The organism is Rheinheimera salexigens (assembly GCF_001752395.1).
Taxonomy (GTDB): domain Bacteria; phylum Pseudomonadota; class Gammaproteobacteria; order Enterobacterales; family Alteromonadaceae; genus Alishewanella; species Alishewanella salexigens.
The window spans coordinates 2,872,834-2,895,928 of sequence record NZ_MKEK01000001.1 but is presented as its reverse complement, the minus strand read 5'-3'; the positions used below and the strand labels follow the sequence as shown (position 1 = coordinate 2,895,928).

The following is a 23,095-nucleotide window of genomic DNA, read 5'->3' as shown; positions in this document are numbered from 1 at the left end:
GCTAGCAGTGACATTAAGGCTAAAATCTCTATATAATCAGCCGTTATTTTCGTGTCACTGATTAGCAAGTTAGAGGAAGGTTTAATGCGTAGCCATTATTGCGGTTTATTAACTGCACAACATGCAGAACAACAGGTTTCATTATGTGGTTGGGTAAACCGCCGCCGCGATTTAGGTGGGCTTATTTTCCTTGACCTGCGTGACCGTGAAGGTTTAGTACAGGTTGTGTGCGATCCGGACTTAGCCGAGTTATTTAAAGTCGCCTATACCTTGCGAAACGAATTTTGTATTCAAGTTAAAGGTCAAGTACGTGCGCGGCCTGAGTCACAAATTAATGCCGATATGGCCACCGGTGCCGTTGAAGTCTACGCCAGTGAAGTTATTATTTTAAATAAAGCTGCGCCATCACCATTAGACGCCAATCAAAATAATAGCGAAGAACAACGCTTAAAATATCGATATTTAGATTTACGCCGTCCGGTGATGAGCGATCGTTTAAAGTTTCGGGCCAAAGTAACCAGCTTTGTCCGTAACTTTATGGACAACAATGGCTTTTTAGATGTTGAAACGCCTATCTTAACCAAAGCGACACCAGAAGGCGCTCGTGATTATTTAGTACCAAGCCGCACCCATAAAGGCGAATTCTTTGCTTTGCCACAATCGCCGCAATTATTTAAACAATTATTAATGATGTCGGGTTTAGACCGTTATTATCAAATCGTTAAATGCTTCCGTGACGAAGACTTGCGTGCCGATCGTCAGCCAGAATTTACTCAAATAGATATCGAAACCTCTTTTATGAGCGCCGAGCAAGTGATGAACTTGACTGAAGAAATGGTGCAAAAAATGTTTGCTAGCTTGCTAGACGTAGATTTAGGCCAATTTCCACGCATGACCTATCATGAAGCCATGCGTTTATACGGCTCTGATAAACCAGACTTACGTAATCCTATGCAATTGGTTGATATTGCTGATTTAGTTAAAGACGTTGAGTTTAAAGTATTCTCAGGCCCAGCCAATGATGCTAAAGGCCGTGTGGTGGCATTAAAAGTGCCACAAGCAGCCGCTAAAGTGTCGCGTAAAGATATTGACGGCTACACCAGCTTTGTTGGTATTTATGGCGCTAAAGGCTTAGCGTGGATGAAAGTCAACGACACCGAACAAGGCATTGAAGGTATTCAATCGCCGGTAGCGAAGTTTTTAACGGCTGATATTGTCAGTGAAATATTACAACGCACTGCAGCCCAAAACGGCGACTTAATTTTATTTGGTGCCGATAACTACAATACTGTGTGTGAAGCGATGGGCGCACTGCGCTTGAAAATAGGTGAAGATTTAGCCATTACGCAAGCGGGTTGGCAACCACTATGGGTTGTTGACTTCCCGATGTTTGAACAAGCCGATGATGGCAGCTACGCCGCTGTACACCATCCGTTTACCGCACCAGTTGATAGTGCAAGCTTTTTAACCACGCCAATCGATCAAATCCAGCAGGGTGATTTATTATCCAACGCTTATGATATGGTATTAAATGGTACCGAGTTAGGTGGTGGTTCTGTTCGTATCCATAATTCAGATGTCCAAGCTAAGGTATTCAGCTTACTGGGCATTAGTGATGAAGAAGCCAAAGAGAAATTTGGTTTCTTATTAGAAGCCTTAAAATATGGCGCGCCACCGCATGCCGGTTTAGCGTTTGGTTTAGATCGTTTAGTGATGCTAATGACCGGTGCGACTTCAATTCGGGATGTAATGGCTTTTCCAAAAACAGCTACGGCTGCTTGTCCATTAACCAATGCACCAAGTAGTGCTAATCCTGCTCAATTGGCAGAATTAAGTATTCAAGTTATAAAAAAGCCTAGCTAGGCATAACTAGCCTTATATCTAGGAAAAGCCAAAGTGCTAGCAATGCACTAGCGCGTTATTAGTCTTATCGTACAGCGGCAGTGTAATACTGCCGCTTATCGTAGAGCCGTATATAACTTATTATATTAGGAGAGATAAAATGGCCGGCCATAGTAAATGGGCGAACATGAAGCATCGCAAAGCCCGTCAAGATGCAAAGAAAAGTAAAATCTTCACTAAAATAATCCGCGAGCTAACCGTCGCTGCCAAGCAAAACCCTGATCCAAGCATGAACCCTCGTTTACGCTTAGCGGTAGATAAAGCCTTATCAGAAAACATGACCCGAGACACCATAGACCGTGCTATTAAACGTGGTGCTGGCGCCAGTGAAAGCGAAAACTATGAAGAGTTAGTCTATGAAGGTTATGGGCCTAACGGGGTGGCTATTATAGTTGAAACCATGACTGATAATCATAAGCGTACCGTAGCCGAAGTACGGCATGCCTTTAGTAAAAACAATGGAAGCTTAGGTACATCTGGCTCAGTTGCGTATTTATTTAGTCGTTTAGGGGTCTTAATGTTTGCACCGGGTGTCGACGAAGATGCGCTAATGGAAGTGGCATTAGAGGCCGGTGCCGATGATATTGTTACTGATGATGATGGCAGCATAGAAGTATTAACTCAGCCCGATAATTTTGAAGATGTTAAAACAGCATTAGTGGCTTCTGGTTTTAACGCAGAGTCGGCTGAGGTGACTTTAGTGCCGTCTATTCGCGCTGAAGTAGAAGCCAGCAATGCAGCCGAATTTTTTAAACTTATTGATATGTTAGAAGACTCAGACGATGTACAAAACGTGTATCACAATGCCGATATCAGTGAAGAGCTGATGGCGGAATTTGGCTAATTATGAATATAATTCTCGGCATTGACCCGGGAAGCCGTATCACTGGCTATGGCGTAGTGCGCCAAGTGGGTAATCAATTTAGCTATGTTGCTAGCGGCTGTATTCGCTTAAAAACCACCGATTTATTACCCGAGCGGTTGTTGGATATATTTAACGGTGTTAGTGAAATTATTCAACAAACCCAACCGACTATTTTTGCTATTGAACAAGTGTTTATGGCCCGCAATCCAGATTCGGCCTTAAAGCTAGGCCAAGCGCGAGGCGCGGCTATTGTTGCCGCTAAAAACGCCGGGCTTGAAGTCTATGAGTATTCAGCGCGCCAAGTAAAACAAGCGGTAGTCGGTACTGGTGCGGCTGATAAAGCCCAAGTACAACATATGGTGCGCACCTTGTTAAAGTTAGCCGCTAACCCACAAGCCGACGCAGCCGATGCGCTTGCAGTGGCTATGTGTCATGGGCATACTCAGCAAAGTTTAATTAGTTTAGCCGGTCAAGCACGTAAAACCGTGCGCGGTCGTTTGCAATAATCCGCCTAGGGAAAGTAATAAGTAGAAAATATGATAGGACGATTACGTGGTATCTTGTTAGAAAAACAGGCCCCTGATTTATTAATAGAAGTTGGTGGAGTCGGTTATGAAGTGCAGTTGCCACTCAATAGCTTTTATAATTTACCGGCGATAGGCGCAGAAGCCATTATCTATACCCATTTTGTGGTGCGTGATGATGCCCAATTATTGTTTGGCTTTACCAATGAAACCGAGCGAGCGTTATTTCGCCAGTTAATTAAAGCCAATGGTGTTGGCCCTAAATTGGCGCTAACCATATTATCTGGCATGACAGCACAGCAGTTTGTGCGTTGTGTACAAATGGATGATATGACCACCTTAGTTAAACTGCCAGGTGTAGGTAAAAAAACCGCCGAGCGTTTAGTGGTAGAAATGCGCGACAGGCTTAAAAACTGGGGCGTTGCTTTAGCTACACCCACAACCGATAGTATGTTGGTGATTGATGATGAAGCTATCTTTACCCGGCCTATCAGTGCCGAAGATGACGCTATCAGCGCTTTAGTATCATTGGGCTATAGTCAACTGCAGGCAGCTAAAGCGATTAAAAAAGTGATTACCCCAGATATGAGCAGTGAGCAATTAATTAAAACCGCGCTACGGAGCATGATTTAAGCCATGATAGAAGCTGATCGCCTTATCCAGACCACTGCTACGCGTGAAGATGAAGTCATTGACCGGGCTATTCGGCCAAAAACCTTAGCCGACTATACAGGGCAAGAACATGTCTGCGAACAAATGGCTATTTTTATTGAAGCTGCACGAGGTCGGGGTGATCCATTGGATCATTTGCTTATTTTTGGCCCACCGGGTTTAGGTAAAACCACGTTAGCCATGATAGTGGCCAATGAAATGGGCGTAAATATTAAAAATACCTCTGGCCCAGTGTTAGAGAAAGCCGGCGATTTAGCCGCACTGCTGACTAACTTAGAGCCAAACGATGTGTTGTTTATTGATGAGATCCATCGTTTAAGCCCTGTGGTTGAAGAAATACTTTATCCGGCGATGGAAGATTATCAGCTGGATATTATGATAGGCGAAGGCCCAGCTGCACGTTCTATTAAATTAGAATTGCCACCCTTTACCTTAATTGGCGCTACTACCAGAGCAGGGGCATTAACTTCACCCCTGCGCGATCGTTTTGGTATCGTGCAGCGACTAGAGTTTTATAAAGTCTCAGAGCTAACCCAAATTATTTTACGCTCAGCGCATTATTTAAATTTACAACTAGACGAAGCTGGCGCCACTGAAATAGCCCGCCGATCACGAGGCACACCGCGGATAGCGAATCGATTATTACGCCGGGTTCGGGATTATGCACAAGTAAAGGCCAACGGTGAAGTCACCATCGAAATTGCAGCACAAGCACTGCAAATGGTTGATGTTGATGCCGAAGGTTTCGACTATATGGATAGAAAGCTATTGCTTACCATTATTGAAAAGTTTGATGGTGGTCCAGTGGGCTTAGATAACCTTGCCGCCGCGATAGGTGAAGAAAAAGATACTATCGAAGATGTTATTGAACCATTTTTAATTCAGCAGGGTTTTATTCAGCGCACACCAAGAGGGCGCATTGCCTCACCTAGAGCTTATAGCCATTTTGGTTTTGATTTACCCGAGTCGACAAAACAATAAAAAGTTTGCAATAAAACGACTGTAATAAGGTTGTTTTAAGGTTAATGCTGAATTTTAGCTAAAAAAAAGCCCACTTAAGAGTGGGCTAAGCAACAAGTTGAAGCAGGGCTTCAAAAAAATCCAGGGAACATGTGAAACATAACAACACTTAGTAGAGCTAAGAGCAGTTAATAAGTGAACTTGGCTAAAGTGCAGCAACTTCATTACCGCACTAGTGCGCTAGCTCAGAACACAAGCGTATATTAGGTTAACTGAGCAATTACTTCAAACGAGAAAAATTACCACTTAAGTATTAGTAAATCTAATGCGAATGACAAAGGTAGCCGGTAAGCTATTGTTTAGTTAATAGACTTATCTAGCTCAATAAGCCGTATTCATGTAGTGTTAAGCCTAACTAGACGATATTAGCGGTATTACTATTTGTTAGGCAAGAGGTTTGGTTGCTAGTTAATAAATTAAACAATTGAGTTAATCTTGCTGAGTTGTTAACTGGTCGCAGTAGTGCTGCTTAACTTAGTTATTAGCGTTAAGTTTAATCAGCAGAAGTGCTAACAAAAAACAAGTAGTCGTTATAAAAAAATATAGTTAGCAATATCGCTACTTACCAATTGAGTTAGTGCCGCAGCTTACATATTATATGCAACCTAAAGCGAACATACATGTCTAAAACAATCTTTACTTTTCCAGTGCGTGTTTATTACGAAGATACAGACGCCGGTGGTATTGTATATTATGCCAATTACCTAAAATTCTTTGAACGAGCACGTACCGAATGGTTACGTGCTTTAGGTGTAGAGCAGGATTTATTATTAGCAAATGATGTGGCTTTTGTGGTGACTCAGGTAGTAATGGATAACTATAAAGCCGCTAAATTTAATGAATTATTGACCGTGCGTAGTCAAATTAGTACTTTAAAACGCGCGAGCATGGTATTTAAACAGCAAATACAAAATCAGGCCGGTGCAGTTGTGTGTTCGGCAGACATTAAAATAGCCTGTGTATCATTGCAGGAAATGAAAGCCCGAGCGATTCCGGCAGAAGTGACAGAGGTATTACAAGGTGTCAGGTGAAATTTCAATTTTAAGTTTATTAATAGAAGCAAGTATAGTTGTACAACTCGTGATGCTGGTTCTGTTGGTAATGTCCGTTATGTCATGGGCCATGATTATTCGTCGGCGTAAAATATTAAGCGAAGCCTTAATTGATGCCCGTAAGTTTGAAGATAAATTTTGGTCAGGTGTTGATTTATCAAAACTGTATAATGAAGTAAACGCTCGTTCTACCGTAAACGGCCTAGAAGCTTTATTTAAAGCTGGCTTTAAAGAATTTGCCCGTTTGCATAAATCCAGCAGCAAACAATCTGTTGCGGTAATGGAAGGTACACAGCGTGCTATGCGCGTAGGCTTGTCGCGTGAAGTTGAACGCTTAGAAACTAATTTACCCTTTTTAGCGACTGTTGGCTCTATTAGCCCTTATATCGGCTTATTTGGCACGGTATGGGGCATTATGAATTCCTTTATTGCTTTAGGTGCTGTTGAGCAAGCTACATTATCAATGGTAGCGCCGGGTATTGCTGAAGCACTTATTGCTACTGCTATTGGTTTATTTGCCGCTATTCCGGCAGTTATAGCCTTTAATAAGTTTTCGCATCAGGTTGAAGTGCTTGAATCTCATTATGCTAATTTTGCTGAAGAATTTGCCAATATTTTAAATCGCCAAGCGATGGTAAGTAATGGAGACAATAGCTAATGTACGTGCGGAAAAAGCGTAGATTAAAAGCTGAAATCAACGTTGTACCTTATATTGACGTTATGTTGGTGTTATTAGTCATCTTTATGGTGACCACACCGCTTATTACGCAAGGGGTAAAGGTTGAACTGCCAAAGTCTGCTGCAGAACCGATTAAACAAATGAAAGACGGTAAAACACCTTTAGTGGCGACGGTAGATCAAGATGGCTTGTATTATTTTGAAAAAGACAGCAAGCAACAAGGGCCTTTTACCACTGAACAGTTAACTGTTGAAGTCGCAAGTTGGTTAACCATAGAGCCGGGAACCCAAGTCATTGTGAAGGGGGATGGCAGAGTGAGTTATGATGCGATAATTCGCTTAATTAATATATTAAAACAAGCTGGCGCGCCATCGGTGGGATTAATGACTGATAACGTGGACTCGAAATAATATGGCTATAAAAATAGACCCACCATTAGCAAAATCGCTGGGGCTGCATTTAGTCGTTATTATTTTGTTAGTGTGGGGCGCAGATTTTACCTCTAAGCCTGAAGTTGTTAATGTTACGCTGGAATCTGAAGGTGAAGCGCAAGCACCGGTTGAAGCAGTTGCTATTGATTCTGAAGCTTTGCAGCAACGAGTTGCCCAAATGCAGCGCGAAAAAAGCGATGCTAAAGCGGCAGAAGAGAAACGTATTCGTGACTTAGAACGTCGTGCTCAGCAAGCAGAAAAAAATCGTGCTGATGAAGAAGTGCGCTTACAGCAAGTCGCGGCGCAAAAGCGTCAAGCTGATGCAGAAGCAAAAGCGTCACAAGCCGCAGCAGCCGATGCCAAAAAGCTTCAGCTACAAGAGGCCGAAAAAGCCAAGCAAGCAGAGCAAGCCAGAATTAAAAAAGAGCAAGAGCGCAAAAAAGCTGAAGATGCAGCTAAAGCGGCTGAGCAAAAGCGTAAGCAAGAACAAGAAGCATTAGAGAAAGAACGGGCAGAGCGGGCGCGTAAAGCAGCCGATGCTAAGCGCCAAGCAGAGCAAGAGCGATTAATGCAAGAGCAATTAGCCAAAGAAGCCAGTGCCAGATCGGCGGCGCGTTCTCGGCAAGCTGCAACGGAAGTTGATCGCTATAAAGCATTAATATCAAATACAATAAATCAAAATTTGTATAAAGATGAATCTATGCGAAACAAATCGTGCTCAGTGAATATCAAGCTAGCTACCACTGGCTTTGTAACAAGTGTTAATGTGCTAGGTGGCGATAGAGTAGTCTGTGACGCTACAGTACGTGCAGTAAACCGCATAGGTAGTTTACCTATGTCGCCAGATCCAGATGTGTACAAGGAACTGAAAGATATAACCCTAAGAGTGGAGCCCGAGTTTTGATTACTTCTAATTTTTATCGTGTTGTTTTTGCTGTCATAGCAATAGTACTAAGTGGCTCGGCTAAAGCGTCGTTAGAAATCGTTATAACTGGCGGTTTAGATTCAGGACGACCGATTGCCATAGTGCCGTTTACCTTTAATGGTGCCACTATACCAAGCCAGCGTTTAGATGAAATTATCTCTGCCGATTTAATGCGCAGTGGTAAGTTTAGTCCATTACCGAGCATTAAAATGCCGCAACGTCCGGCGAGTTCAGGCCAAATTGATTATGCCGCCTGGGCGCGTGAAGGTGTCGAAGCCATTGTTGTTGGTAATATTACTGAAAGCGGTATTGACCGCTATACTGTTACATTTGAACTGATTGATGTGCAAAAAGGCAGTAATGGCTTAAATAAACAGATGCTTAACGCGGGTAAATTAGTATTAAGCCAAGATCATGTTCTAGATAGCCGAGAAACCACAATAACGGGCAGCCAGTTTCGTCAATATGGCCACCGTATTAGTGACATCGTATATGAAAAACTAACCGGTGAGCGCGGCGCATTTTTAACAAAAATTGCTTATGTGCTCGTTAACAATGATACTGAGTTTGCGCATCAATTAATCGTAGCCGATTATGATGGTGCAAACGAGCAAGTTTTATTGCGCTCTAAAGAGCCATTAATGTCGCCTACCTGGTCACCAGATGGCACTAAACTGGCTTATGTGACGTTCGAAAAGCGCCAAGCGCAAATATATATTCAAGATATTTATACCGGTCGTCGCACTATGCTTAGCAGTACGCCGGGTATTAATGGTGCCCCGGTGTGGTCGCCAGATGGTCGCCGCATGGCCATGGTGTTATCAAAAGATGGTAACCCAGAAATCTATATTATGGATATTGCGTCAAAAGCATTAACGCGAGTAACAAACCATCGCGCTATAGATACCGAGCCGTCTTGGTCACCTGATGGTAAAGAGCTTTTGTTTAGTTCTGAGCGTGGTGGTAATCCGCAACTTTATAGCGTAAATTTGTTAACGAATAAAACAAGAAGAATCACTTTTGAAGGTGAGATGAATCTTGCAGGATCTTTTACTGCTGACGGTAAGTCGGTAGTAATGGTTAATCGTACCAGAGGGTTATACAACATTGCTAAATTGGATTTACAAACCCGATTCTTGCAAGTGTTAACTCGGACAACGCTGGATGAATCACCGAGTGTGGCTCCAAATGGTTCTATGATTATTTATAGCACTATGCATGGTTCAACACAGGTGTTAGCACTGGTTTCTATGGATGGTCGTTTTAAAGCAAGGCTACCGGCGGTGGAAGGCGCTGTAAAATCACCGTCGTGGTCACCCTATTTATAACAATAATAGTTACTACTTTTAAAAACAAAGGACAACATCATGAAATTAAATAACGTATTAAAAGCTTTATTAGTTGCATTACCAGTGCTGACTATGGCGGCTTGTAGCTCTACTTCAAGCATGGATGAATCAGATGCCAACACACGTGCAAATGAACAGCAACAGCAACAAGAAGTAGTACAAGTTGAAACTGTAGAAGCAGTAGTAAGCCCAGCTGAACAAATGCGTCAAAAATTAGACACATTGCGCCAAGAAAGCACAGTGTACTTTGACTTTGACCGTACTACTATTCGTCCAGAGTTTGTTGAAACATTACAAGCCCACGCTAGCTTTTTAACAGCTAACCCAAGCGTACGTGTTACTGTTGAAGGCCACTCAGATGAGCGCGGCACGCCAGAATATAACATCGCTTTAGGTGAGCGTCGTGCTTTAGCAGTTGTACAGTACTTACAAAACCTAGGTGTTTCAGGTGGCCAGGTTTCTACAGTAAGTTACGGTGAAGAAAAACCATTAGATCGCTCACGTACGGAAGCAGGCTTTGCTAAAAACCGTCGTGCAGTGTTAGTCTACTAATAACTTAACTTATTATAACGACTCGCATGAAAGCTAAATATACCTTGTTAGCAGCATTAGTACTGGCACACGCCAGTGCTAATGCCAATCCTGCTCCGGTAACGGACATTAATCTTAATCGTTCTGCTGATGCTAACGCCAATAGCAGCGCTAATATCTATGCCGCAGCACAATCTGCACCTAGTGGCAGCTTAGAGCAGCGCTTAGCCATGTTAGAACGGATTGTTGAAGCGCGATCTAACGGTCAAATTCGCATGCAACAGCAGTTACAAGTGTTGTTAGACGAAGTAAGCGAATTACGGGGTGTTACCGAAACCCACGCTTATAAATTAGAAGAGATTTTGCAACGGCAACGCGATTTATATCAAGAAATTGATCGTCGAGTGTCTGAGGTGCAACAAGCAGGTGCAAATTCAGGTTATACTGCCCCTGAGCCACAAGTGGCCGAAACCGCGTATTCAACCAATATTTCTGAAAATCAAGATTACGATAAAGCCGTCAATATGGTGTTAAAAGATCGCCGCTATGATGAGGCTATCCCGGAATTTGAACGTTTTATTCGTACTTACCCTAATTCTACTTATGCCGCTAATGCCCATTTTTGGTTAGGCCAGTTATTATTTAATAAAAATGAACTAGCTAAAGCGAAAACCCAATTTGAACGTGTAGTTAATACTTACCCAGATTCTACCAAAGTAGCTGATGCGTTATTAAAATTAGGCCAAGTAGCCGAACGTGAGAATAATAAAGCGGCAGCTTTAAAATATTATCAGCAATTAGTCAGTAAGTTTAAAAGCGGTACTACCGCTAAATTGGCCCAAGATCGTATTAGCGCCTTACAATAAATTAAGGGATTGCTAGGGTTAATGCTCATAGCAGCACAAAATTTATTGTTTAATAACTAAACTGTTTTAACTACTGATAAGTATCAAAAAGACCATTTTGCATAATATTAACTGCTCAGCGCTGAGATTTTGAGCAGTTAAACCGCTTTGGGCTTCTTTTTACTAATTATTTCTTGCACTGAAGCTGTAAATCAGTAAGATATGCGTCCGCGGTAAGGGCCATTAGCTCAGCTGGTAGAGCAGTGGACTTTTAATCCATTGGTCGATGGTTCGAATCCATCATGGCCCACCATTACTGCGCAAACATTGATATCGAAATGGGCCATTAGCTCAGCTGGTAGAGCAGTGGACTTTTAATCCATTGGTCGATGGTTCGAATCCATCATGGCCCACCATTTCGATACCCCTGTTAGGGTCATTAGCTCAGCTGGTAGAGCAGTGGACTTTTAATCCATTGGTCGATGGTTCGAATCCATCATGACCCACCAATATCCCTTTTTCTTGCATGGGCCATTAGCTCAGCTGGTAGAGCAGTGGACTTTTAATCCATTGGTCGATGGTTCGAATCCATCATGGCCCACCATGCAATCGCTTATCTACTGTCTTTTATTAAATCAACTCGGTATAATAGCACCCCATAAAAAAGCCATTAATACAGAGTTAGCCCTATGGAACAATCGTTGTATTTCACAGAGCATGATTTTGCTTTTCCCGCTAAACCTAAGCCGCTAAATAGCGATGAAAAAGCTGCGTACAAGCAACGTATTAAAACCTTGCTGCAGCAAAAAGACGCCGTATTGGTGGCGCACTATTATACCGACCCTGAAATTCAAGCCTTAGCCGAAGAAACCGGCGGTTGTGTTTCAGATTCATTAGAAATGGCTCGTTTTGGTAACGAACACTCCGCCAGCACGTTAATCGTTGCCGGTGTTAAATTTATGGGTGAAACGGCCAAAATATTAACACCAAACAAAACCGTGTTAATGCCAACACTAGAAGCTACCTGCTCACTAGATTTAGGCTGCCCAGCAAAGCCATTCTCAGACTTTTGTGATCAACACCCTGATCGCGTAGTTGTAGTGTATGCCAACACTTCTGCCGCGGTTAAAGCGCGTGCCGATTGGGTGGTTACCTCGTCTATCGCGTTAGAAATTGTCGACCACCTAGATAGCCAAGGTAAAAAAATTATCTGGGGCCCAGATAAGCATTTAGGTCACTATATTCAAAAGCAAACCGGCGCCGATATGTTGATATGGGACGCCGCCTGCATAGTGCACGACGAATTCAAAGCCAACGCGCTTGTAGAGCTTAAAAAGCAGTACCCGAATGCAGCAGTGCTAGTTCACCCAGAATCGCCTGACAGCGTGGTTCAGCTTGCTGACGCGGTAGGTTCAACTAGCCAGCTTATTAAAGCTAGCCAAACTTTACCTAACGATATGTTTATCGTCGCTACCGACAAAGGCATCTTCTATAAAATGCAGCAATTAGCGCCGCATAAAACTTTTATAGAAGCCCCAACCGGTGGTAACGGCGGAAGCTGTCGCAGCTGCGCGCACTGTCCATGGATGGCCATGAATGGTCTCAAGGCCATAGAGTCAGCTTTAGTTGACGCCACAGGCCACGAAGTATTTGTCGATGACAGCATTCGCGAAAAAGCCTTAGTGCCATTAAACCGGATGTTAAACTTTGCCAAAGAGTTAAACATGAAAGTAAAAGGCAACGCTTAAGCTAGCAACGTTTAGTATAAACCTAGTAAACGCTGATAAAGCCAGCAATAGCACGCTTTATCAGCAAGCTATACGCGATAAGACTTGCAGCAACCGCATATTTTATCTAGTATAGCCGCGCTTGTAACACAAGCATCGGAGAAGTGGCTGAGTGGCTGAAGGCGCACGCCTGGAAAGTGTGTTTAGGTTAACCCCTAACGAGAGTTCGAATCTCTCTTTCTCCGCCATCTAAATAGAAAAGGCCCACGCTAAAGCGTGGGCCTTTTCTATTTAGATGCGTCGTAATCGAGAATTTGGTTCGAACTCTGCGTTCGACCAATTTGCCGGGAGCAAATTGGAACGCACTTTAGTGCGGCCCCAACGGGGTGAAGGGCAGGAGGCCCGGAATAATCTCTCTAATAGTCTAAGCCATAAGCTATCGAAGCCAAAAAGGTCAAATCCAAAAGGCGTGGTTTTTTTGTTTTAACGCGGTGAGCGAGGTCTTAGTTCGAACTCTTCGTTCGACCAACCTCACTCAGACCAATACCAACTGGTCACGTTGTAGCGATATTGGTGGCTGTTCTGTGTTGTTAGCGCATTTACCCAGTGCTCAGAGCCTTCTGAAGCAGGATCAAATAATACACAGCGGTTATATAACGGCGCGATAGTAATAGGGTTATTATCCGTGCCTTTGAAAACCAGTTCACCGCCGTTGTTGTTTTCACGGTTACAGCTGCTGTGCCAGTCTTTATTTAAATACAGCAACATACAGACTTCTCGGCCAGGTGAGTCATCCGCGTGTAAATTAACAAAGTCACTTGCCGTAAGGCGAAAATAATTGGTATTAATGCTTGGCTCAGCCACGTTGATGTCGGTGATTACCACTCTGAAAATCCGCGATAACAAGGATAGAAACTCATCGCTGCGTAAAAAAGCTAAAAACTGCAGGGCGCTATTAGAATCAGCGCTATTCATACTAGTCCCATCACGCAGCCACATATCACGTTGCACAAAACGTTGTTTTTTGTGGGTCTTTTGCCATTTAGCATTATCGACATATAAAGCCGAGTAAGTGTGTTGTTGGGTTTGCCAGTTATGCTCTTGCTGTAACACGCGGATGACTTGTTGTAGTTTGGCGTCATTAAATAAATTATCAATAACGATATGATTGGGGCTAGAGCGCAATAATGTCTTGCGATAGCCGCGTATCGCAGAATCGATAACTTGCTCTTCATTCAGCCACATGGCAACAACTCACTTGTAAGATTTGATAGGTCTTAAAAGCGTGATGATACAACATTTTAAGCTGTGTAAACTAGCCAAACGGCAACCCCTGCAATACCTGCTACAGTTATTTGATGTTTAGCTAATTGAATATTCAATCATTGGGGGAAACAAATATGTCGAATGAAGGTTATCATGAGCCAATAAATGAACTTACTAGCGAAACACGCGATATGCATAGGGCGATAGTATCGCTGATGGAAGAGCTTGAAGCTGTTGATTGGTACAATCAACGCATAGATGCTTGTAAGGATACAGAGTTAAAAGCTATTTTGGTGCATAACAGAGATGAAGAAAAAGAGCATGCTGCCATGGTGCTGGAATGGATTAGAAGAAAAGATCCTCAATTTAATAAACAGCTAAAAGATTATCTGTTTACTGATAAAGCTATTGCTGATAAATAATAGCCATGACAATGCATGTTATAGTACAAGCAGTGGACTACAAGTTTTAGGTTACAAACCTGATAGTTTAATTTTTACTGCACGTTACGGGGGCTAATATGGCTAATCAACAGGAACCTAGCATTGCTAACTTTTCGGCTTTGAAAACCGCCATAGCCAATGGTGAGGAGCAGCTGGTACAGCAATTATTGACAGATCAACCGATGCACGTGCTGGAAAAAAGCTATCTAATAGATTTGGCCAAATTAAATAATAATCACGCTATTATAAAGCTTTTAGAACAGGTTGCCGTAAAAAATTAGGTACCTAAACACCCGCTGGCTGTGCTGATATTACTTCGCCAGCGGATAACGGCTTTAGTGGATAGTTTTAGTGCATAGTGAATTTATTGCGTTACCTCGGCTTAACTACAATCTTTAACTACCATTTTTAACCACAACCTTTAACCGCAATCAGCTTTAAGCCACTTGCCTGTTTGTTGCATGGTCATTTGTTCTGCTTTACCGTTTACGTCAGTACTAAAGCTAGCATTGCCAGTATAGGCCTTGCGACTACTAAGGGTCATAACCCCATTGCCACTTGTTGGCGGGTTGCCCTTACAGCTAAAGGCAAAGCTGTAGCTGTTATCACCCGTCTGAGTAATATTTTGCTCACAGCCATCTTGTTGCGGTAACTGGCCGCGATCGATTTGCTGCTGGGTTAAACAAACCTGCACCGAGCGAGCTGATAAGTCGAACGAACCGCCTTGGCTAGAGAGCATTTTTTGCATCATTTGCCGCTGAGCTGCTGGCATGGTAGCTAGTTGTTGCTCTAACTTCTGCATGGCACGTTCTAATTCGCCACTGGCGGTTTTAATATTAAAACTATGTTGCCATAAGCCAGGTTCAATATCGATTTTTACTGTTTCGGCAACGGCTGAATTGCTTAAAGCGAGGGCGGTGACAAGTATTGCGCTTACTAGGATGTATTTATTAGTTAAGCGCGCAGTTATTTTCAGCTTAGTTTTAGTATGGGTAGTGACAATTTTACAATCTTGCATGTTGAGCCTCCATGGCGGTTAAACAAGATGGCGATATTAAAGAACAAGCATAGATGGGAAAAGCTAAACCGCCAAATTCAGCCATGATCATTATTGACTAAAACGCTGGCTAAACTCTTGGATCCGTTTGGCATTGACACCGCGATCACCAATACCTATTCGCGACACGCTACGCAAATCAATTCGACTGCTTTGCTCAAATGTCGAGACTTCTACAACAACATAATCGGCAAAGTTAAAAAATGGCGTTCTGGCCGTGCTTTCAAAACGAAGTGCTTGCGGATCTTTATAGACAATAGTCCAGCCCATATCTTTTGCCACGGTTAACGCTTTTTGGTAAGCCTCTGCATTTGATAATTCTGTCACTATAGGTTTAATAGTGGGATAGGCTTGCAGCTGTTGAGCTGCAATGTCTGCTCCGCCATATACTAAGCTGTTTTTAGCGCCTGGGCGGCTATCGGTTAAAAATGTAAACTGAGGAGGAGACAGGCTGTTAGTGGTTATATCGTGAATTGGCGGGTACTTTACGGGTTCGATAAGCAAGGCTAGCATGCTAGGAGCCAGTATGGCTAAACCAAGCAGTAAAGCGACTATCGACGATAATCTGTCTTTGCCTGCAGTTCTAAAACTCGTCATTAATGCTAGTAGCGCTACCCCTACTACAATATAACCCAACAGATCATTGTATTTTCGACTTGCCATAAAGCCGACAATGGGATCCCATAATCCCATAGATGAACCAAACACCATTAAAGCTACTGTGGCAACCGCGAGCAAAGCCAGAAACAAAGCAACTTTGCTCGTGGCTTTGCTGAAACTACGTTTTTGCATAATATCTATCCTTTAGAAAGGCTTTACTAACTAATTTACTGCTGACCAAATTTTACTATCGACCAAATATTGTAGACCAGAGTTTGTAGTAATACATTTCTAAAATTACTCATAATATTTATTGAAAGCCTAAAAGCAGTTTAATTTCTCAATTCAGTTTCAGGTCAGTTTCTGCAGACTATGCTAATCTTAAAAGGCGATCAGCTAAGTATTCTTAACTGATGTCATCTTTATCAGGTCGCAGGAGTCAATTATGAGTGCAGTTAAACAAAGCCATATTCAACAGCAGCGTTATTTCTTTCAACAGCAAAAAACCATCGATCTAACCGAGCAAGAGCGGCAAGCCTTAAGTTGTATTTGGGCAGAGCAAGATGCCAACGAGCCCTTGTTGTCACATCAAGAAGTAGAAACCGCACATTGTGCAGAGCTGGGTTATAACTAATTTTTTATAACGAGTTTGTTATATAGAAGTTTGTTCTAAATAGGCTTATTTTTAAATAGGTTAGTATAAATTAGTAAATGCGCTGGTAGCTAACTAATGCTCAAACCTAAATGTTGAACCTAATGTTAAAGTGTTCTTTGCTGAATTCAGTCGGCGGTGCTTGCTAGTCAGCGCGAGCCTGATTAAAATTAGCGCCAAGTGATTTTGGGGTTGAGAATGATTTAGCATGAATAAAAACAGTATTAATAAAAGTATAGTAACAAACCTTCTGGCGTTAATTGTATTGATGGTGGGTTGGTACTGGCAGCAACCCATCATATTAAGTGTGGGGTTATTTGCGTTGTCGGGTGCGCTTACCAACTGGCTAGCCGTACATATGTTGTTTGAAAAAGTACCACTGTTATATGGCTCTGGCGTTATTCTGCTTCGTTTCGAGCAATTTAAAGCCGGTATTCAGCAATTAGTGATGCAGCAATTTTTTAGCGCTGAGAATATTCAGCGCTTTATGCAACAGCAACAACAAGAACATGCCACACCGATTGATTTACAGCCAGTAATTGAACAAGCAGATTTGTCACCTGCCTTTGACTCACTGGTTAACGTGGTTGAACAATCTTCCTTTGGCAGCATGTTAGGCATGTTTGGTGGCACTGAAGCTTTAATGCCTTTAAAACAACCTTTTATTGATAAACTAAAAGCGGCTTTAACCGATATTGCCCATAGTGATGACTTTAACCAGTTGGTTATGGCGCAGTTAAATAAACCTGAGCAAACCCAAGGCCTGCAACTGCAGGTGCAAAGCATTGTAGAAAAACGCTTGCAAGAACTCACCCCAGAATTAGTGAAAGATATTATACAGAATATTATTCGTCAGCATTTAGGCTGGTTAGTAGTGTGGGGCGGTGTTTTTGGTGGGTTAATTGGCTTAATAGCAGCGTTAATTCAAGGCTAATTAATAAGCAACTTCTATCGCAAAGCTAGCAATACAAATCTAGTCAAACCTAGTAACATTCTTAGTAAAGGTTAGTAAGAATCGTCGCACTGGTTAAACGTTAAGGCTAACCAGTGCGAATAAATACGGTTTAATTTTACTAATTATTTTTGTGTTGCAGCATAGGCTTCTACTTGACGCCACACCCGCAATAAATTACCCGATAAAATCTTTTCAATATCCGCTTCGCTATAACCACGGCTTAATAAACCGGCGATTAAATTAGGGTAGGTTGAAACATCTTTTAAGCCTTCAGGTAATGAATCACCAACACCATCGTAATCCGAGCCGATCCCCACATAATCAATACCTACTAATTTCACTACATGATCAATATGATCTAATACCGAATCAACAGTGGCGAATGGGTAAGGGTTTTCAGCCTTAAATTTAGCGGCAAAAGCGGCATCATTGGCCACGCCAGCTTGTTTAGCGGCAGCGGCGCGTAACGCGCCATATTGGTTAGCTTGGCTAGCAACGAAAGACGAACCAAAATTGATTTGAATAACACCGCCATTTTGAGCCAGTGCTTTGATCATTTTGTCATCCATATTACGCTCAAAGCCCGGCACAAAGCTGCGTAAAGATGAATGCGAGGCAATAACGGGGGCCTTACTAATGGCCACAGTTTGATAGAAAGCATCATCTGAAACATGTGAGATATCAATCATCATACCGATGTTATTCATGGCAACGACTAACTCTTTACCAAACGGGCTTAAGCCTTTCCATTTGCGACGAATATCGTAGCTTGAGTCGGCAATATGGTTGCTTTCCGAATGCGATAAGGTGATGTAGCGAATGCCGCGGTCATAAAAATGTTGCAGGTTTTCTAGTTTACCTTCAATCGGCGTACCGTTTTCCATGCCCAGCGCTAGTGAAATTTTGCCGCTACCAAATTGGGCAATCACATCTTTACTATCCGGAGCCATTGCAAACTTATGTGGTGCGCGGCCAACTAAGGCTTCCATGCTATCAATTAACTTATTTGCTAACAGGTAGCCACCCCCAGTGCGCTCGTAAGAAGCCGGAATATAAATAGACATAAAAGGCACATTTAAACCACCTTGCATGGCCCTGGGATAATCAAAATCACCGCGCTGGGTTTGTACGCTGACATCTTCCCAATCTTTGTATAAACGATAAGGCACATCAATATGGGTGTCGATAATAATATATTGCTGGGCTAACTGCATTGCTTTAGCTTCATGGCTTACATTAGCGGGTTTACTACTACTACAAGCAGCAAGGCTAAGTAGAATGGCTGCAGAAATAGCGGTTTTTGCAATTGATTTCATATGAATACTCTATTTTTAAGATTTGTGTTTGATAATTGGGTTTATATAAGAAATATGTAATGGCTTGATAATGTCGGATTATTATTACGCTAATCATTACTAGGGTGCAAGCTAAGCTAGGTTGTATCGGCTATTAATAATATAGCGTGTATTGCATTCAATAACGTCCAGCTTCTTTACACTTAGTTACAGCTGTTAAAAGTTAATAATTTAATACTGAATTTAATCAACATTTTAGATGAAATGGCTTGTTTTGTGCTTTAACTACATGCTTTGACAAAAAAGGATAGTTAAAATGAAACTTAACACAGTACATCATGCAGGTATTGCAATGGCATTGTTGTTGGGGGTGAGTGGTACAGCAACAGCTAGTTTAATTAGTGGTTTTGAAACCCAGTTTGATACTGATTTCGCTGTAGCAGGTGTAGGAGGTCTGCGCGGAAATGGTTTTGGTGATATAAATTTAACCGGTGTTGTTGGCACCGTGACTAAAGCCTATTTATATTGGCATGGACCTACCGACTCAACTGATCCAAATTTTAACGCTAATCTTACCATGAATGGTAATGCAGTCAGTGGCACTAATATCGGGTTTTCTGACGATAATTTCTGGGGCCAAGAAAATAGCCAAGCGTATCGCGCCGATGTTACATCGCTCGTTAATGCTGATGGTACTTATTCATTAGCAGGTTTATCTGCTGCTAACTCAAATGGTGCCTCATTAGTGGTGTACTACGATGATGGTGATAGCACTAACAATCGAGATATTGTTAGTTTTGATGGTAATGATGCCAACTTTGCCAATACTTATGATCCCTTGGGTTGGTTAGTAGAATTGTCGGGTATTAATTACAGTGGCGGCGATGCTTTTTTAACCATGAGCGTATCAGATGGCCAAGATTTTGGTCTTGGTGATGATGGTATCTTCTTTTTAAATGGTATTGCTTTAAATACCGCCGATCTTTTTGATGGTGCTACTGTGCCTCAAACGCCGGGCAGTTCTGTAACCAATGGTGGCTTATGGGATATTGTGACTATTGATATCACCTCTTTTCTGAATATAGGTTTAAATAGCCTATCATTAACCCATAGTAGCGAAACCGATGCGTTAAGCGCGATTCATTTTGCCATTAACTTACCTGAAGGGGCGGCGCCCGATCCAACTGACCCCACAGATATTCCTGAACCAGCAGTATGGTCGTTGTTTCTATTAGCCTTGTATTTTGGTCGAAAAACACTGCGTTTAAGTTAATCTCCTAGTGTTATATAACCAAAGCTCTGCGTAACTGCAGAGCTTTTTTACGCTGATATTGTGCTAGATACAGGATATAATCCTATTTTTAGTGATTGAGAAGTATTTAGCCATGAGATATTTGTTATTTGTATTGTGTTTGATGTTGTCTTATTCGGTAGCTGCAGCCGCTAAAGTGGATTTAGAGAAAACCATGAAAGAGATGGCTTTTCAATATAAACAAGCCCACGAAGCAACCAGCATAGTACAAATTTCCCCGCATATTGAAAATTTAAAAACGCTTACCACAACCGCATTAACAGCTGATTTTCCTGAAGATAAAGCGCTACAGTTTAAACAAGGCTTAAATAAAGTGTTGCAAGAATTAACCGCAGCAGAGCAAGCGGTATCCGTGGAAGACTTAGCATCAGTAAAGCAGCACCTGCAAGCAGTTGATGCATTACGTAAGCAGTATCATAAGCAGCGTAAAGTCAGCATTTGGAAGCTGTTATTTGGTTAGTCAGCAAAACTGTAGCGAAATTTGAACGGTATTTGTCGTGCACTAACCGCATAAAAGCGGGTTTTTATTGGGTTTTTAATGCCGAGCAGGGTAGGCTGTAATATAAACGCCGCCTAACTTATTATAAAAGTTAGCGTATAAAATTCAGCGTAACTAAAATTAGCCCATAATTAAACTTAAAATAATTGATGTAGTGCCACTACGGTAGGTACTACCTGTTTTACACCATCCAGGAGCAACGTATGAAATCTTTGCCACTTTGGCTTACTACAGCCATTGTTTCTGCAAGCCTAATTGGTTGTAGCGACACTACAGTGCCTAACACCGAAAAAACGCCAATAGCAGTTGCCACAGCGCAATCTCAACAACAAAATGTTTTACTACAGCCATTTACAGGTCCTTATCAAGGCGTACCTGCTTTTGATAAAATGAATTTAGCTGATTTAAAACCGGCGCTTGAAATGGGTATGCAGCAGCATTTAGCGGATATTGATGTTATTACCAGTAATGCCGCTGCGCCAACCTTTGAAAACACTATTGCTGAACTGGAAAAAGCCGGTGCAGCCTTAGATCGCGTATTTAGATATTATGGTATTTGGAGCTCTAATAACTCTTCAGAAGAATTTAGAGCGATTCAAAAAGAAATGGCGCCTAAGTTATCGGCATTCTCATCATCGATCACTCAAAACGAAGCCTTATTTAAGCGGGTTGAAGCAGTACATAATTCAGACTCGTATAAAGACTTAACCTCTGAGCAGCAGCGTTTAACCCATTTAGTTTACTTAAGCTTTGCTAATAACGGTGCTACTTTAGATGCCGATAAAAAGCAGCAATATGCAGATATTAATCAGCGTTTAGCTCAGCTTTATACTGCATTTTCAAGTAACATTTTAGCCGACGAAGAAGGTTATGTTCTGTATTTAAATTCAGATCAGCTAGGCGGTTTACCGCAGTCGTATATTAATGGTGCGGCATCAGCTGCCAAAACCCGTGGCAAAGAAGGCATGTATGCAGTAACCAATACTCGCTCTTCAATGGACCCGTTTTTAACCTATTCTACTGATCGCGCGTTGCGTGAAAAAGTCTGGAACACCTATTATAGCCGTGGCGATAACGGTGATGAGCATGATAACAATGCATTGATTACGGAAATCTTAGCCTTACGCGATCAACGTGTCGGCCTATTAGGTTTTGATAACTACGCCACTTGGCGCTTACAAGATCGGATGGCAAAAAAGCCTAGCAATGCTATGGATTTAATGATGTCGGTATGGCCAGCGGCTATAGCGCGGGTTGAAGAAGAAGTGGCAGACATGCAAGCGTTAGCCGATAAGATGGGCGATAACATTGAAATTGCCGCCTGGGATTATCGCTATTACGCCGAAAAAGTACGAAAAGAAAAATACGACTTAGATTCTAACGAAGTTAAGCAATATTTACAGTTAGATAAACTGCGTGAAGCTATGTTTTATGTTGCGGGTCGTTTGTTTAATTTCAACTTCACCCCAGTTGCAGAAGGTACGGTTCCGGTATTTCATGAAGACGTAAAAGTGTGGCATGTTACTGATAAAACAACGGGTGCTGACATTGGTTTATGGTATTTAGATCCGTTCGCTCGTCAGGGCAAGCGCTCGGGTGCTTGGGCAACAAGTTATCGTGGCTACAGCACTTTTGATGGCCAAAAGAATGTGCTGTCATCTAACAACTCTAACTTTATGCAAGGTGCACCAGGCGAAACAGTGTTAATTTCATGGGATGATGCTACAACATACTTCCACGAGTTTGGCCATGCTTTACATGCCTTGTCAGCTAAAGTCACTTACCCAACCTTAAATGGTGGCGTGCGTGACTATACTGAGTTCCAGTCTCAGTTGTTAGAGCGCTGGTTATTAACCGACGAAGTCATTGATCAGTTCTTAGTGCACAGTGAAACTGGCAAACCTATGCCAAAAGATCTGGTAGAAAAAATCAAAAAAGCGGCGACGTTCAATTCAGGCTTTAAAACCACTGAATATTTAGCGTCTGCCATTATCGATTTAAAACTGCATATGTTAGATGATCCTAGCAATGTTGACCCAGATGCGTTTGAGCGTGATACCTTAAATGCGATGAATATGCCTAAACAAATTGTTATGCGTCACCGTACGCCTCATTTTGGTCATGTGTTCTCTGGTGAAGGATATGCTGCGGCGTATTATGGTTATATGTGGGCAGAGGTGCTAACTTCTGATGCCGCTGAAGCCTTTGCTGAAGCACCTGGTGGTTTCTACGATAAAGACGTGGCTGGCAAGTTAGTTGATCACTTATTTAGCGTACGTAACGCGGTAGACCCAGCAGAAGCTTACCGTGCCTTCCGTGGTCGTGATGCGACTATCGATGCCTTAATGCGCGATCGTGGTTTCCCAGTACCAAAGAAAAAGTAACCGTTACACCTAACAGGTAAAAGTAACTAAAATAAAAAAGGGCACTTATCTATATTGAGAAAGTGCCCTTTTTATTATCTACGCTTAAATTGTTTAGACGTCTATTGTTT

24 protein-coding genes and 5 tRNA genes are annotated in these 23,095 nt (G+C 42.2%); 25 read left to right on the top strand and 4 right to left on the bottom strand.

The window, feature by feature from the left end; all coding sequences use genetic code 11:
• Positions 1–84: 84 nt before the first annotated feature.
• The 18 genes from aspS to BI198_RS13225 all read left to right on the top strand — a co-directional run bounded on the left by aspS (position 85) and on the right by BI198_RS13225 (position 12,770).
• Entirely contained in the window at positions 85–1,863 is a 1,779-nt protein-coding gene (aspS, locus tag BI198_RS13310) for an aspartate--tRNA ligase (protein ID WP_070049992.1), read from the top strand.
• Between the two features lie 139 nt (positions 1,864–2,002).
• Positions 2,003–2,746, top strand: a complete 744-nt coding sequence (locus BI198_RS13305; protein ID WP_070049991.1) for a YebC/PmpR family DNA-binding transcriptional regulator — start codon at positions 2,003–2,005, stop codon at positions 2,744–2,746.
• A 2-nt stretch (positions 2,747–2,748) separates the two neighbouring features.
• The gene (gene ruvC, locus BI198_RS13300) at positions 2,749–3,273 is read left to right on the top strand and encodes a crossover junction endodeoxyribonuclease RuvC (protein WP_070049990.1); all 525 of its coding nucleotides are present in this window, start codon (positions 2,749–2,751) and stop codon (positions 3,271–3,273) included.
• A 30-nt stretch (positions 3,274–3,303) separates the two neighbouring features.
• A complete protein-coding gene (ruvA, locus tag BI198_RS13295) occupies positions 3,304–3,924 on the top strand; it encodes a Holliday junction branch migration protein RuvA (protein WP_070049989.1) in 621 nt (206 codons plus the stop codon).
• A 3-nt stretch (positions 3,925–3,927) separates the two neighbouring features.
• Positions 3,928–4,944, top strand: a complete 1,017-nt coding sequence (gene ruvB, locus BI198_RS13290; RefSeq protein ID WP_070049988.1) for a Holliday junction branch migration DNA helicase RuvB — start codon at positions 3,928–3,930, stop codon at positions 4,942–4,944.
• Positions 4,945–5,603: 659 nt separating this feature from the next.
• On the top strand, positions 5,604–6,014 hold the full coding sequence (ybgC, locus tag BI198_RS13285) for a tol-pal system-associated acyl-CoA thioesterase (RefSeq protein WP_070049987.1): 411 nt from the start codon (positions 5,604–5,606) through the stop codon (positions 6,012–6,014).
• Positions 6,004–6,693 (top strand): protein TolQ, encoded by a 690-nt coding sequence (tolQ, locus tag BI198_RS13280; protein ID WP_070049986.1) that lies wholly within the window; start codon positions 6,004–6,006, stop codon positions 6,691–6,693. Before ybgC ends, tolQ begins: the two co-directional genes overlap by 11 nt.
• A complete protein-coding gene (gene tolR, locus BI198_RS13275; protein WP_070049985.1) occupies positions 6,693–7,124 on the top strand; it encodes a protein TolR in 432 nt (143 codons plus the stop codon). The genes tolQ and tolR overlap by 1 nt, the downstream gene beginning before the upstream one ends.
• A gap of 1 nt (position 7,125) precedes the next feature.
• Positions 7,126–8,049 carry a cell envelope integrity protein TolA gene (tolA, locus tag BI198_RS13270; RefSeq protein ID WP_070049984.1) on the top strand — a complete coding sequence of 308 codons (924 nt, stop codon included), beginning with the start codon at positions 7,126–7,128 and terminating at the stop codon, positions 8,047–8,049.
• Positions 8,046–9,398: a Tol-Pal system beta propeller repeat protein TolB gene (gene tolB, locus BI198_RS13265; protein ID WP_235605335.1), complete on the top strand. Its 1,353-nt coding sequence runs from the start codon at positions 8,046–8,048 to the stop codon at positions 9,396–9,398. Before tolA ends, tolB begins: the two co-directional genes overlap by 4 nt.
• 39 nt (positions 9,399–9,437) lie before the next feature.
• A complete protein-coding gene (gene pal / locus BI198_RS13260; RefSeq protein WP_070049983.1) occupies positions 9,438–9,971 on the top strand; it encodes a peptidoglycan-associated lipoprotein Pal in 534 nt (177 codons plus the stop codon).
• A 26-nt stretch (positions 9,972–9,997) separates the two neighbouring features.
• Complete coding sequence (gene ybgF / locus BI198_RS13255) at positions 9,998–10,816, top strand: tol-pal system protein YbgF (protein WP_070049982.1); 819 nt, start codon at positions 9,998–10,000, stop codon at positions 10,814–10,816.
• 216 nt (positions 10,817–11,032) lie between these two features.
• Positions 11,033–11,108 (top strand) — tRNA-Lys (locus BI198_RS13250).
• A gap of 27 nt (positions 11,109–11,135) precedes the next feature.
• A tRNA-Lys gene (locus BI198_RS13245) sits at positions 11,136–11,211 on the top strand.
• A 17-nt stretch (positions 11,212–11,228) separates the two neighbouring features.
• Positions 11,229–11,304 (top strand) — tRNA-Lys (locus BI198_RS13240).
• A 19-nt stretch (positions 11,305–11,323) separates the two neighbouring features.
• Positions 11,324–11,399: transfer RNA gene (locus tag BI198_RS13235), tRNA-Lys, on the top strand.
• An 85-nt stretch (positions 11,400–11,484) separates the two neighbouring features.
• Complete coding sequence (gene nadA, locus BI198_RS13230) at positions 11,485–12,543, top strand: quinolinate synthase NadA (protein WP_070049981.1); 1,059 nt, start codon at positions 11,485–11,487, stop codon at positions 12,541–12,543.
• A gap of 137 nt (positions 12,544–12,680) precedes the next feature.
• Positions 12,681–12,770, top strand: a tRNA-Ser gene (locus tag BI198_RS13225).
• Between the two features lie 283 nt (positions 12,771–13,053).
• Here the strand turns inward: BI198_RS13225 and BI198_RS13220 are convergent.
• A complete protein-coding gene (locus BI198_RS13220) occupies positions 13,054–13,767 on the bottom strand; it encodes a 2OG-Fe(II) oxygenase (RefSeq protein WP_070049980.1) in 714 nt (237 codons plus the stop codon).
• Positions 13,768–13,922: 155 nt separating this feature from the next.
• Here BI198_RS13220 and BI198_RS13215 point away from each other — a divergent pair, with 155 nt between their 5' ends.
• A complete protein-coding gene (locus BI198_RS13215; RefSeq protein WP_070049979.1) occupies positions 13,923–14,210 on the top strand; it encodes an encapsulin-associated ferritin-like protein in 288 nt (95 codons plus the stop codon).
• Positions 14,211–14,308: 98 nt separating this feature from the next.
• Positions 14,309–14,512 (top strand): hypothetical protein, encoded by a 204-nt coding sequence (locus tag BI198_RS13210; RefSeq protein WP_070049978.1) that lies wholly within the window; start codon positions 14,309–14,311, stop codon positions 14,510–14,512.
• A gap of 140 nt (positions 14,513–14,652) precedes the next feature.
• Here the strand turns inward: BI198_RS13210 and BI198_RS13205 are convergent, their stop codons facing one another.
• Together BI198_RS13205 and BI198_RS13200 are read right to left on the bottom strand one after the other, a co-directional pair.
• Entirely contained in the window at positions 14,653–15,249 is a 597-nt protein-coding gene (locus BI198_RS13205; RefSeq protein ID WP_083256622.1) for a DUF3617 domain-containing protein, read from the bottom strand.
• Between the two features lie 90 nt (positions 15,250–15,339).
• A complete protein-coding gene (locus BI198_RS13200) occupies positions 15,340–16,080 on the bottom strand; it encodes a DUF1499 domain-containing protein (RefSeq protein ID WP_070049977.1) in 741 nt (246 codons plus the stop codon).
• A gap of 253 nt (positions 16,081–16,333) precedes the next feature.
• Here BI198_RS13200 and BI198_RS13195 point away from each other — a divergent pair, with 253 nt between their 5' ends.
• A complete protein-coding gene (locus tag BI198_RS13195; RefSeq protein ID WP_070049976.1) occupies positions 16,334–16,522 on the top strand; it encodes a hypothetical protein in 189 nt (62 codons plus the stop codon).
• Between the two features lie 226 nt (positions 16,523–16,748).
• The gene (locus BI198_RS13190; RefSeq protein WP_235605334.1) at positions 16,749–17,474 is read left to right on the top strand and encodes a DUF445 domain-containing protein; all 726 of its coding nucleotides are present in this window, start codon (positions 16,749–16,751) and stop codon (positions 17,472–17,474) included.
• A 143-nt stretch (positions 17,475–17,617) separates the two neighbouring features.
• On the opposite strand, the gene BI198_RS13185 is transcribed toward BI198_RS13190, so the two are convergent.
• Entirely contained in the window at positions 17,618–18,811 is a 1,194-nt protein-coding gene (locus BI198_RS13185; RefSeq protein ID WP_083256621.1) for a dipeptidase, read from the bottom strand.
• A gap of 295 nt (positions 18,812–19,106) precedes the next feature.
• On the opposite strand from BI198_RS13185, the gene BI198_RS13180 reads away from it, so the two are divergent.
• The 3 genes from BI198_RS13180 (at position 19,107) to BI198_RS13170 (ending at position 22,985) form a co-directional block, all read left to right on the top strand.
• Positions 19,107–20,063: a hypothetical protein gene (locus BI198_RS13180; protein ID WP_070049975.1), complete on the top strand. Its 957-nt coding sequence runs from the start codon at positions 19,107–19,109 to the stop codon at positions 20,061–20,063.
• Between the two features lie 112 nt (positions 20,064–20,175).
• Positions 20,176–20,562 carry a cytochrome b562 gene (locus BI198_RS13175; RefSeq protein WP_141728884.1) on the top strand — a complete coding sequence of 129 codons (387 nt, stop codon included), beginning with the start codon at positions 20,176–20,178 and terminating at the stop codon, positions 20,560–20,562.
• 242 nt (positions 20,563–20,804) lie between these two features.
• Positions 20,805–22,985, top strand: a complete 2,181-nt coding sequence (locus tag BI198_RS13170) for a M3 family metallopeptidase (RefSeq protein WP_070049973.1) — start codon at positions 20,805–20,807, stop codon at positions 22,983–22,985.
• Positions 22,986–23,095 lie beyond the last annotated feature (110 nt).